Raw genomic sequence first — 12,220 nt, forward strand, 5'->3', positions numbered from 1 at the left:
CAAGCTCCCTCGCCACAGGTCCGCGTTCGACTGGAAACCAGAGCAAGCCTGTTGCCACGCTGGTTGACCCAAGGCATCTGTGATGAAATGCGACCCCACTCTCTATCGCGCCGCGCCGCCATCACTCGCCGTGAAACCCCGTCTGATTCGCCATCTGTTCCTGCCGCCGCTGATCATCGCCCTGATGATCGGATTGGGTTACATCGGCTTCTGGGTCAGTGAGCACTACGGGATTCGCAGCCTCAGCGAGAATGGCCAGCGTCAACTTGAGCTGCACGCCCGCGCCGTCGAGAGCGAGATCAGCAAGTACACCTACCTGCCCAGCCTGCTGGAACTCGAATCCAGCGTTTCAAAACTGCTGGATGAGCCGTCGTCGGAAACCCGGCAAACGGTCAATGAATACCTTGAAGGCCTGAACCGACGCAGCCGCAGCCGGGCCATCTACGTCATGGACACCACCGGCCGTGTGCTGGCCACCAGCAACTGGCGCGATGTCGACAGTTACCTCGGTGAAGACCTGTCCTTTCGCGCCTATTTCCAGAACGCCGTGCGCGGTCAGCCGGGGCGCTTCTATGGCATCGGCAGCACCAACGGCGAACCCGGTTATTACCTGGCCCACGGCCTGGAAGAACACGGCAAGATCATCGGCGTCGCCGTGGTCAAGGTCCGGCTCGAAGCCATGGAAGAACGCTGGCAGCGGGCGCGTCTGGAAGCCTTCGTCAGCGATGAAAACGGCATCATCATTCTCTCCAGCGACCCGGCGCGACGCCTCAAATCCGTGGTGCCGCTGAGCGACGAGACCAAGGAAAAACTCGCCCGCAGCTTGCAGTACTACTGGTTCCCGCTGAACGAACTGCAACCCTTGGCCCGGGAAACCCTGGCTGAAGGCGTGGAGAAACTGACCTTCCCCGCCAACAGCGAACTGGCCTCCGACGAACAGGACATCACCTACCTCGCCCAGACCCGACCGCTGAGCGACACCCCGTGGAATTTCACCCTGCTCACGCCCCTGGCGGATTTGCGCCGTGAGGCGATCAACCAGGGGATTCTGGTGGCGGTGGCGTTTGCCCTGGTGGCGTTCCTGCTGATCGCCTGGAACGAGCGACGCAAGGTCATCGCTACGCGTCTCGCAGCCCGGGAAGCCTTGCAGGAAGCCAACAATCAGCTGGAGCGTCGGATTACCGAACGCACCACCGATTTGCGTGCCAGTAACGAACGGCTCAAGGGCCAGATCCGCGAACGGCGTCAGGCCGAAGAGACGTTGCGCCGGGCCCAGGATGAACTGGTCCAGGCCGGCAAACTGGCGGCCATCGGCCAGATGTCCACCAGCATTGCCCATGAATTGAACCAGCCGTTGGCGGCGCTGCGGACCTTGTCCGGCAACACCGTGCGCTTCCTCGAGCGCGGGCAACTCGATGTCGCCAGCACCAATCTCAAGACCATTAACGAACTGATCGACCGCATGGGCCGGATCACCGCCAGCCTGCGCTCCTTCGCCCGGCGTGGTGACGACAAAGGCCAGGCCAGCCTCGGCAAAGCGGTGGACGCGGCCCTGCAACTGCTCGGCAGCCGCATGGAAAGCGCGCATCTGGACCTGCACCGCGACTTCAACGACGTGCAGGTGCAAATCGACCAGACCCGTCTGGAGCAGATCCTGGTCAACCTGATCGGCAACGCCCTTGACGCCATGCAGTCGCAACCGCTCCCCGCGCTGTGGCTGGAAGGCGAAGAGTACGACGGCAAATATCGCCTGCGGGTGCGCGACAACGGCCACGGCATCGACGCCGAAGCGCGCAAGCATTTGTTCGAACCCTTCTTCACCACCAAACCCGGCGAACAGGGCCTGGGCCTCGGCCTGACCCTCTCCGCCAGCCTGGCCGCGGCCACCGGCGGCCATTTGGGCGTCGAGCACCCGGCCAGCGGTGGTACCACTTTCGTCCTCAGTTTACCGTTGGTAAGCCCCACTCCCGCCGAGCCAATATGAACAACGACCTTAGTGTGCTGATCGTCGAAGACGACCCCCATGTGCTGCTCGGCTGCCAGCAGGCGCTGACCCTGGAAGACATTCCCTGCGTGGGCGTGGGCAGCGCCGAAGAAGCCCTGGAGCGGGTCGGCGACAACTTTGCCGGGATCGTCATCAGCGACATCCGCTTGCCGGGCATCGATGGCCTGGAATTGCTGACCCGGCTCAAGGCCCGGGACCGCAGCCTGCCGGTGGTGTTGATCACCGGTCACGGCGACATCTCCATGGCGGTCGGCGCGATGCAAAAAGGCGCCTACGATTTCATGGAGAAACCCTTCTCCCCGGAACGCCTGGTGGACGTGGCCCGCCGCGCGCTTGAGCAACGCAGCCTCGCTCGCGAAGTCTCGTCGCTGCGTCGACAACTGGCGGAACGGGATTCCCTCGAAGGCCGGATCATCGGCCGCTCGCCAGCCATGCAGAATCTGCGTGAGCTGATCGCCAACGTCGCCGACACCTCGGCCAACGTGCTGATCGAAGGCGAAACCGGCACCGGCAAGGAATTGGTCGCCCGGTGCCTGCATGACTTCAGTCGCCGCCACACCAAACAATTCGTCGCGCTGAACTGCGGCGGTCTGCCGGAGAACCTGTTCGAAAGCGAAATCTTCGGCCACGAAGCCAACGCCTTCACCGGCGCCGGCAAGCGGCGGATCGGCAAGATCGAACACGCCGACGGCGGCACGCTGTTCCTCGATGAAGTGGAAAGCATGCCGCTGCCATTGCAGATCAAACTGCTGCGGGTGTTGCAGGAACGCACCCTCGAACGCCTCGGTTCGAACCAGAGCGTAGCGGTGGATTGCCGGGTGATCGCGGCGACCAAATCCGACCTCGACGAGTCGAGCAAAAAGGGCGAATTCCGTAGCGACCTGTATTACCGCCTCAACGTGGTGACCCTGGAACTGCCGCCGCTGCGCGAGCGCCGCGAAGACATCCTGCAACTGTTCGAACACTTCCTGCAGCAGTCGTCCCTGCGCTTCGACCGCGCGGTGCCGGAGCTGGACAACCAGACCCTGTCCAACCTGATGAGCCACGACTGGCCGGGCAACGTGCGAGAGCTGCGCAACGTCGCCGAGCGTTACGCCCTCGGTTTGCCCGCGTTCAAGAAGTCCGGCGCCAGCGGCAGCAATCAGGGCCTGGCCTTCGCCGAAGCGGTGGAAGCTTTCGAGCGCAACCTGCTCAACGACGCCTTGCAGCGCAGCGGCGGCAACCTGACCCAGGCCAGCCTGGAACTGGGGATGGCCAAGACCACGCTGTTCGACAAGGTTAAAAAGTACGGGCTGAGCCACTGATGGACCTGATTCTCAAAGCGGCGCTGGGCGCGGGCGTGGTGCTAATCCTCGCGGCCCTGGCCAAAACCAGAAACTATTACATCGCCGGCCTGGTGCCGCTGTTTCCGACCTTTGCGTTGATTGCGCACTACATCGTCGGCAAGGGCCGTTCAGTGGAGGATCTGAAAACCACCATCGTGTTTGGCATGTGGTCGATCATTCCGTATTTCGTCTATTTGGCGACGTTGTACGTGATGGTCGATCGGATGCGGTTGGAGGCTTCGCTGGCGGTGGCGGCGGTAGGCTGGTTGATTGCCGCGACAGTGCTCGTGTCAGTCTGGGTTCGCCTGCACGCCTGACACCCTTGTAGGAGCGAGGCTTGCCCGCGAAAACGGTGTGTCAGGCAACATTGATGTCGGCTGACAGTCCGTCTTCGCGGGCAAGCCTCGCTCCTACAGGTTTGATTGATCGTTCCCACGCTCTGCGTGGGAATGCCTCTAGGGACGCTCCGCGTCCAGTGACGCGGAGCGTCACGGGCTGCATTCCCACGCAGAGCGTGGAAATGATCATCAGGTGCTGGCCCGCCCCTTGCATTTACCCCCACAGCCCTCCCGGCCGGCCTTCATGTTCGATGACGTCGGTGTCCGGGGGCGTCTGCCAAAGGGTGAATCCTGACCGTGAACTTCCTAGATCCCGACCTGACCCTCACCGTGGTCCTGCTGGTCGCCTTTTCCATCGTGCTGGACGTTATCGGTCAGCTCTGTTTCAAGCTCGGCCTCGACCGTTTGCCCGAACTCGAAGGCGGGTTTCGGCTGAACGCTTTCTGGGGCCAGGTGTTCAACGCGCCGTTGCTGTGGTGCGGGATCGGCGCCTACACGCTTGAGTTTTTCGTCTGGCTGGAGGCCCTGTCCCGGGCGCCCCTGAGCCTGTTGTTCCCGGCCGGGGCCCTGGCCTATTGCGGCGTGGTGCTGGCGGGCAAAGTCGTGCTCGGCGAAACCGTCAGCCGTCGGCGCTGGCTCGCCACCCTGGTGATTACGTTGGGCGTGATGCTCGTGTGTGCCGGCCATGCGTGATTCGAAATCGATGGATTGGCTGCACGGGCGCCTCGGCACGATCGTGCTCTGGGCGCTGCTGATTATTCTGGAAAGCGCCGGGCAGATTGCGACCAAGGTCGGCGGTGATCAGCTCGGGCAGATGACCTTTACCCTGCACTGGCTGCAAGCCGTGATCGTGGACCCGGGCGTGTTGTTTGCGGTGGGCTGCGGCATCGGCGCGTTTTTCGTATGGATGCTGATTTTGCGGCGCAGCAGCTTGTCCCTGGCGTTTCCCCTGAGTTCATTGGTGTTTGTCGGGGTGTTGCTGGGGTCATGGCTGGGATTGGGTGAGCAGATCAGCGTGCTGCACTGGGTGGGCGTGGTGGTGATCATCGGCGGGATTGCGTTGCTGGCCGAGGGCGAACAAACCTGAAGCCAACACAATCTACTGTGGCGAGGGGGCTTGCCCCCGTTGGGTGGCGAAGCCGCCCCCTATGCAGCTAATGCGGTCCCTCAGGTAAACCGCAACTACCGGGTTTACGACTGCTTCGCAGCCGAACGGGGGCAAGCCCCCTCGCCACAAAAGCTCGCTCGCCACAGAGGCACCAGTGTGCTCGGGTCAATCGAACTTATAGGCCACCGCCGCCTGCACTTCCCCCTGATCGGCCTGCCCCACCTGTTTGACGATGCTGCTGTCCGCCGCTGAACCCGTCAGATGAATCCAACTGGCACTGGTCAGCAACGACCAATGCGTCGCCAGGGGAAACTCGAAGCTCTGGGTCAACGCCACGTTCTGCCACCCGCCCCCGGCGTTGTACCGGGCGATGCCCGAAGCCTGAGACTCAGCGCCACCCACCCCAAAAAACGCCTGATTTTGCCGCCCATCGGCGAAGTGCGCGGTCAGGTTGCTGCTGCCAATCACCCCGCCGCCCAGCGGATAACCGATCTCGCCCCCCACTCGTCCAACCACACCGTCAGGCCCGCCAACCGCCTCGCCTACCGAAGCAAACACCCGCCAGAAATCGGCCGGGGCGTACTGCACGAATCCACCGACAACGCCCATGTCCGGCACATCGTGCAAGCCCTGCAAGCTGCCATTGGCGGTGCGCCCCGGCAGGTAATTGGCGAACGGTCCGGCGCTGAAACCGTTGCTCTTCAACGCACTCCAGGTCAGCCCGTCGTCGGTGCTGAGGCTGACATCGCCCCAGTCCAGATCGACATACGGCACCGGCCGGACTTCATGGCGGCTGCCGGTCGGATCATGCGGCTGATAGCTCAACCCCGCCCCCGCCTCCCCGGTGATGCCATCGGCCAAAACACTGGCTGACACGCAAGCCAGCGCCGCAAACAGAGCAACTGTAATCCTCGACATGAGGCCCTTCCTTAACAAGACATGCGCGCATCAATCCTCTTTTCACCCGCCTCGCGCAAGCACTCATGTTGTTTGTAGCGACCTACAAAAATTGTAGCTTCGCCGACACATCATCCCGCCAGAACCCCGTAGATACGGGGCCAAACCCGATTGGCACAGTCCCTGCTCTACCCCTTTGGCAAGCGCAAACAGCGCGCCCTGCCCAATAGGTAAACAGATGAACGATTGGCATATCGTGTGTGATTTCGACGGGACCATCACCCGCACCGACGTGATCGACAGCATCCTCCAGCGCTTCGCCGACCCGAGTTGGGAAGCGATCGAAGACGAGTGGCTGCAAGGCGACATTGGTTCGCGTGAATGCCTCAGCCGCCAGCTCTCGCTGGTCAAGGCCACGCCGACCGAACTGCTCGCCTTTTTCGACACGATCGAAATCGACCCGGACTTCCCCGACTTCGTCGACCACGTGATCGGCCTCGGCGCGTCCCTGGAAGTGGTCAGCGACGGCATCGAGCAAGGCATCGCGCGGATCCTCGCGCGCAATTACGTCAGCCTGCTGCCGATCCTCGCCAACCGCTTGCGCCAACTCGGCCACGACAGCTGGCGCATCGACTTTCCGTACGCCAGCGACGCCTGCCGTGCCGCCTCCGGCAACTGCAAATGCAAGTCCACGCCCAAGGGCAAACGCGTGCTGGTGATCGGTGACGGTCAGTCGGACATGTGCGTGGCCGCCACCGCCGATTTCGTGTTCGCCAAGGATCGCCTGGCCGAACACTGCGAGCGTAACGGCATTGCCTACGCGCGCTTCGACAGCTTCGCCGAACTCCCGGCCCTGCTGGCCAAACTGCCAGCCGCGAGCGCCGCCAACACCACCCCTTTCAACGTCGAAACACAGGAACTCTTCCATCATGTCTGATATTCGAATCGCGACCGCCGAAGACCAGATCCTTCTGGATAAAGAAGCCAAGTACTGCTCCTACGGCGACACCGTGCACTACATCGACCCGCCGCGCATTTTCAGCCGCTGTGAAGGTTCGTACGTGTGGGACACCGAAGACCAGGCCTACCTCGACCTGCAAATGTGGTACTCGGCGGTCAACTTCGGCTACGCCAACCCGCGCCTGAACAATGCGCTGAAACAACAGATCGACACCCTGCCGCAGATCGCCAGCCAGTACCTGCACAAAGGCAAGATCGAGCTCTCGGAAATGATCGCCGTCGATGCGAAGAAGAAATTCGGCCTCGACGGTCGCGTGCACTTCAACGTCGGCGGTTCGCAGTCCATCGAGGACTCGCTGAAAGTCGTGCGTAACGCCACCAACGGCAAAAGCCTGATGTTCGCCTTCGAGGGCGGCTACCACGGCCGTACCCTCGGCGCGTCATCGATCACCTCCAGCTACCGCTATCGCCGCCGCTACGGCCACTTCGGCGAGCGCGCCAATTTCATCCCGTTCCCGTACCACTTCCGTGGCCCGAAAGGCATGACCAAGGAAGAATACGGCAGCCATTGCGTGCAGCAATTCGCCCGACTGTTCGAGACCGAATACAACGGCGTCTGGGACCCTAAAGTCGGCCAGAGCGAATATGCAGCGTTTTATGTCGAGCCGATCCAGGGCACCGGCGGCTACGTGATCCCGCCGATGAACTTCTACAGCGAACTCAAGCATGTGCTGGATCAGCACGGCATCTTGATGGTGGTCGATGAAATCCAGATGGGCTTCTGGCGCACCGGCAAGCTGTGGTCGATTGAACACTTCGACGTCAAACCCGACGTGATCGTCTTTGGCAAAGCCCTGACCAACGGCCTCAACCCGTTGGGCGGGATCTGGGCCAAGGAAGAACTGATCAACCCGAAAATCTTCCCGCCGGGCTCGACTCACTCCACGTTCGCCTCCAACCCGTTGGGTACGGCGGTGGGCCTGGAAATGTTCAAGATGACCAGCGAAGTCGATTACGGCGCGATGGTCATGGCCAAGGGCAAATACTTCCTTGAAGGCCTGAAAGACCTGCAGAAACGCTACCCGATCATCGGCGACGTCGATGGCCTGGGCCTGGCCCTGCGCTGCGAAATCTGCGGCCCGGACGGTTTCACCCCGGACAAGGCCACCCTGGATTTCATAGTCGACGAAGGCATGAAGGGCGACATTGAAATCGACGGTAAACGCCTGGGCCTGATCCTCGACGTGGGCGGCTACTACAAGAACGTGATCACGTTGGCCCCGTCGCTGGAAATCAGCTACCCGGAAATTGATCTCGGCCTGGCGCTGCTTGACCGTTTGCTGCACCGGGCGATGAAAAGATGATGCACGATGAGATCGACATGGGCGAAGGCAACGCCGGTTTCGTTCTCGGCTCGGGCGAGGTCGCGGTGGTGTTGATCCACGGCCTCACCGGCACCCCGACGGAGTTGCGTCGGGTGGCCATGGGCCTGGCGAAAGCCGGGCACACGGTTTACGTGCCGACCCTGGCCGGGCACTGCGGGGGCAACGCCGAGTTGCAAGCCACTGGCTGGCGTGACTGGTACGAAAGCGCGCGCAACACCTTCGTCGGCGTACGCCGCAAACACGAGCGGGTGTTCGTCGGCGGCTTGTCCATGGGCGCGGTGTTGTCGATGTACCTGGCCGCCGAACACCCAGGGCAGATCGAAGGCTTGCTGCTGTACTCCACGACCTTGCGTTACGACGGCTGGAGCATCAACAAACTGGCGTTCCTCACGCCGTTGCTGATGCGCATCCCGTTCGGCGTGCACCTGTGCAGCTTCGAAGAAAAACCGCCCTACGGCATCAAGAATGAACGCCTGCGCAGCATCGTCGAGCGTCAGATGAAAGCCGGCGAAAGCAGCCAGGCCGGGTTGCTGACCATGGAAGGCGTAACCGTGCGCGAACTGCACCGGCTCAACGCCGTGGTGAAGAAACGCATGCCCGAAATCACCACGCCGACGCTGGTCCTGCATTCGCTCGAAGACGACATCACCAGCCGCTGGAACGCCGATTATGTCGAGCGCAAGCTTGGCGGGCCGGTGGTCAAGGTGCTGCTGGACGACTGCTATCACATGATCACCGTCGACCTGCAATACCACCGGGTGATTGACCTGAGCGTGGACTTTATCCATCAACGTTTCATTCAACAGCGGGCCGCGCCGCAACCGCTGCGCCGGGAGTATCGGCAGCTGGCCTGAGCCGATGGCGACCCCGGTTGCAGACGGGTCGCCACTGGCGGGGCAATGTCGGCTACTGTATTGAACCAGGCAACACCCTTGATCCTGCCATGGCTTTCGACAAGCGAAACCCGATGACCAAACGACCCGCCAACGCCCGACCCTTCGCCCTCTCCGGCTGGAGCCTGCAACGCAAACTGGTGCTGGCCTTCTGGCTGGTCAGCGTGATCCCGACCATGATTGCCGCCGAGCTGGCAGCCACCACGCTGTCGCAGATCTTCGACAGCAACGTGCGCATCTGGCTGCAGGAATCGACCAAGATCGTCGAAGACGAGATCAGCGAAATCCTGCGGGACAACGCCCGGGCCGCGCAGTTGTTTTTGCGCTATACGCGGCCACCGGTTGATCGGTTATCGGTGCGCCACGACCGACTGACCACGGACATCGCCGATTCCATGGGCATCGACGTGGTGGCCCTGGTGCGCAACAGCGATCACAAAGTGGTGTTCAGCACCGCCGCCGATGACATCGTGCGGCAGATCAGCACCGCGCCCAAAGCCGTGTTGCAAACCTTGCAGATCGGCGGCGTGGCGACCGGCACGGTGGTCTCGACCTTTGAGACCGAGCAGGACGGCGTCGATTACAAACTGGTGATTGCCACCTACCTCGACAACAGCTTCCTGACCAGCGTCTCCGACGTGCACTCGCTGGACCTGCGCCTGTACCTGGCCAAGGGCGATGACTTCTCGGAGATCTTTTCCAGCCAGCGTTTCGAGGATCACCCGGCGGCCGTGCCGGAGAACATCGAACGGATCCTGCGCACCACCAAGCTGCCGACCGAACAGTTCACCAGTCGCTACAGCGGCATCTACCGGCCGATCCTCAACGAAAACGGCGACCTGCAAGGCGTGATTTTCAGCGGCCTGCTGCGCCATACCAGCCTGGTGGGACTGGTCAATCAGAGCAACCTGTTCATCCTGATTTTCCTGCTCAGTTCGGCGGCGTCCCTGGCGGTGGGCTGGCTCGTATCCCAGCGTTTGACCAAGCCATTGCGCGGGCTGTCCAACGGCGTGCAAGCGGTGATTGCCGGGGATTATCGCCAGCGCTTGCCGGTGACCGGCGGCGATGAACTGGCGGAGCTGAGCAGCACCTTCAACCACATGAGCGAACGCCTCGGCGAGTTGCAACACCTGGAATCGCAACTGCGCCGCCGCGACCGCTTGCATGCGCTGGGCGAAGTCGCCATGGGCCTGGCCCATGAAATCCGCAACCCGCTGGGCATCATCAAGACCGCCACGCAACTGCTGCACCGGCGCGCCGATTTGCCCGAGACCGACAAGCGTCACCTGGAATACGTGGTCAGCGAAGTCAGCCGCATCAATGACCTGATCACCGATTTTCTCGACTTCGCCAAACCCAGCGCGCCGCTGCGCACCACCCAGGCCGCGCGACCGTTGGTGGATGAACTGGTGGGATTCTGCGCCCCGGAACTGGCCAGCCACCACATCGAGGTGTTGATCGACGATCAGGCCCCGGGCGCCACCCTGTATGCCGATGCGCGCCAGCTCAAGCAGGCCGGCCTGAACCTGATCGTCAACGCCATCGACGCCATGCCCGACGGCGGACGCCTGACGATCAGCATCAGCCGTGACGCCAGCCACACCATCCTGCGCGTGGCGGACACTGGCCAGGGCATCGAACCGGACATGCTCGAACGGATCTTTACGCCGTTCGTGACCACCAAGGCTTCGGGCACTGGCCTGGGCCTGGCCAAGGTGTTTTCGATCATGGAAAACCATGGCGGGCACATCGAATGCACCAGTGAAAAAGATGCCGGGGCGACCTTCAGCCTGTACATTCCGGCCCATGGCGACGACTTCGACGAGGCGAGCGATGACACATAACGTACTGGTGGTGGACGACGAGCCCAAGCTCTGCGACCTGCTGGCCTCGGCCCTGAGCCAGAACGAAATCACCGTGTTCACCGCCGGCAATGGCCTGCATGCGCTCAAGGTGCTGGAGTGCGAGGACATCGACCTGGTGATCAGCGACTGGCGCATGCCCGGCATGGACGGCCCGCAATTGCTGGCGGAAATCAAAACCCGCTTTCCGCAGCTGCCGGTGATCGTGATGACCGCCTATAGCACGGTGAAAAACGCCGTGCAGTCGATGCGCAACGGCGCCTTCGACTACATCGCCAAGCCCTTCGACATCGACGAACTGGACATCACCGTCAGCAAAGCCCTGCAATTTCGCGACATCCTCAAAGACAACCAGCGCATGCGCGCCGAACTCGACGAACACCAGCAGATCGACAGCCTGGTGGGCGACAGCCCGAGCTTTCGCCGGGTGTTGCAAGCGATCGATTCGGTGCGCGAAAGCAACGCCACCATCCTGCTGACCGGCGAAAGCGGGACCGGCAAGGAAATGGTCGCCCGGGCCATCCACAAACATGGCAACCGCGCCGACAAACCGTTCGTGGCGGTCAACTGCGCGGCGATCCCCGAGGGCTTGCTGGAAAGCGAAATGTTCGGCCATCGCAAAGGCGCGTTTACCGGCGCCGTGGCGGATCGGGTCGGGTCGGGCGTTTCCAGCAGGCGGACAAGGGCACGCTGTTTCTCGATGAAATCGGTGAAATGCCGCTGGCCTTGCAGGCCAAGATTTTGCGCGCCTTGCAGGAACGGGTGATCGAGCCCGTGGGCGATCCGCGCGAGCGCAAGGTCGATGTGCGGGTGATCGCCGCGACCAACAAGAACCTGCTGGACGCGGTGGCCAACAAGGAATTTCGCGAAGACCTGTATTACCGCCTCAACGTGTTCCCGATTCCCCTGCCGGCCCTGCGCGAACGGGTCGAAGACATCGCCCCGCTGGCCCGGCACTTCGCCAATACCCTGGGGGCGGCGGCGGGTAAACGCTTTAGCGGGTTCAGCGCCGAAGCGTTGCAGGCGATGGCCAACTATTCGTGGCCGGGGAATATTCGCGAACTGCAGAACTGCGTGGAGCGCGCGACCATTGTCGCCAGCGGCTCGGTGATTGAAGAGGATGATTTGCCGGCGTATCTGTTTGCCTCACGGCCCGCCGACGCGGGTGTGCTGATCGAAAACAACGGCGTGCCGGCGGACCTGGAAGCGGCGCTGGCGCAAGTCGAGCGCAGCTACATCCTCGCCGCCCTGCAGCAGAGCAACGGTGTGCAGGCTGCGGCGGCGCAACTGATCGGGATTTCCGAGCGCAGCTTCTGGTATCGGCTGAAGAAACTGGGGATTCATGTGGACAAGATCGTCCGCTGATCACACCGCCGCCCTTGTGGAGACGGTGCTGCCTGTGGCGAGGGGGCTTGCCCCCGTTGGGCTGCGAATCGGACCTAAAAAA

Annotated in this window: 10 protein-coding genes and 1 pseudogene; 10 read left to right on the forward strand and 1 reads right to left on the reverse strand. The window is 62.3% G+C overall.

The window, feature by feature from the left end:
• Positions 1 to 82 precede the first annotated feature (82 nt).
• From FQ192_RS07355 to FQ192_RS07375, 5 genes are all read left to right on the forward strand, one after another.
• On the forward strand, positions 83 to 1,984 hold the full coding sequence (locus FQ192_RS07355; RefSeq protein ID WP_149658000.1) for a sensor histidine kinase: 1,902 nt from the start codon (positions 83 to 85) through the stop codon (positions 1,982 to 1,984).
• Positions 1,981 to 3,309, forward strand: coding sequence for a sigma-54 dependent transcriptional regulator (locus FQ192_RS07360; protein ID WP_149658001.1), 1,329 nt, complete (start codon positions 1,981 to 1,983; stop codon positions 3,307 to 3,309). The genes FQ192_RS07355 and FQ192_RS07360 overlap by 4 nt, the downstream gene beginning before the upstream one ends.
• 8 nt (positions 3,310 to 3,317) lie before the next feature.
• Positions 3,318 to 3,647, forward strand: coding sequence for a GlpM family protein (locus FQ192_RS07365; RefSeq protein ID WP_178129047.1), 330 nt, complete (start codon positions 3,318 to 3,320; stop codon positions 3,645 to 3,647).
• Between the two features lie 339 nt (positions 3,648 to 3,986).
• Positions 3,987 to 4,361 (forward strand): transporter, encoded by a 375-nt coding sequence (locus tag FQ192_RS07370; protein WP_149658164.1) that lies wholly within the window; start codon positions 3,987 to 3,989, stop codon positions 4,359 to 4,361.
• Complete coding sequence (locus tag FQ192_RS07375; protein ID WP_149658003.1) at positions 4,354 to 4,755, forward strand: EamA family transporter; 402 nt, start codon at positions 4,354 to 4,356, stop codon at positions 4,753 to 4,755. Before FQ192_RS07370 ends, FQ192_RS07375 begins: the two co-directional genes overlap by 8 nt.
• 186 nt (positions 4,756 to 4,941) lie before the next feature.
• Here FQ192_RS07375 and FQ192_RS07385 read toward each other — a convergent pair whose 3' ends face one another.
• Positions 4,942 to 5,694 (reverse strand): MipA/OmpV family protein, encoded by a 753-nt coding sequence (locus tag FQ192_RS07385; RefSeq protein ID WP_149658004.1) that lies wholly within the window; start codon positions 5,692 to 5,694, stop codon positions 4,942 to 4,944.
• Positions 5,695 to 5,911: 217 nt separating this feature from the next.
• On the opposite strand from FQ192_RS07385, the gene FQ192_RS07390 reads away from it, so the two are divergent.
• The 5 genes and pseudogenes from FQ192_RS07390 (at position 5,912) to FQ192_RS07410 (ending at position 12,138) form a co-directional block, all read left to right on the forward strand.
• A complete protein-coding gene (locus tag FQ192_RS07390; protein WP_149658005.1) occupies positions 5,912 to 6,610 on the forward strand; it encodes an HAD-IB family phosphatase in 699 nt (232 codons plus the stop codon).
• Complete coding sequence (locus FQ192_RS07395) at positions 6,603 to 7,997, forward strand: aspartate aminotransferase family protein (protein ID WP_149658006.1); 1,395 nt, start codon at positions 6,603 to 6,605, stop codon at positions 7,995 to 7,997. Before FQ192_RS07390 ends, FQ192_RS07395 begins: the two co-directional genes overlap by 8 nt.
• Positions 7,994 to 8,872: a carboxylesterase gene (locus tag FQ192_RS07400; protein WP_149658007.1), complete on the forward strand. Its 879-nt coding sequence runs from the start codon at positions 7,994 to 7,996 to the stop codon at positions 8,870 to 8,872. Before FQ192_RS07395 ends, FQ192_RS07400 begins: the two co-directional genes overlap by 4 nt.
• A gap of 113 nt (positions 8,873 to 8,985) precedes the next feature.
• Complete coding sequence (locus FQ192_RS07405) at positions 8,986 to 10,755, forward strand: ATP-binding protein (RefSeq protein ID WP_149658008.1); 1,770 nt, start codon at positions 8,986 to 8,988, stop codon at positions 10,753 to 10,755.
• Positions 10,745 to 12,138, forward strand: a pseudogene (locus FQ192_RS07410) (sigma-54-dependent transcriptional regulator). Before FQ192_RS07405 ends, FQ192_RS07410 begins: the two are co-directional and overlap by 11 nt.
• Positions 12,139 to 12,220: the final 82 nt, after the last annotated feature.

The organism is Pseudomonas sp. ANT_J12 (genome assembly GCF_008370045.1).
Classification (GTDB): Bacteria; Pseudomonadota; Gammaproteobacteria; order Pseudomonadales; family Pseudomonadaceae; genus Aquipseudomonas.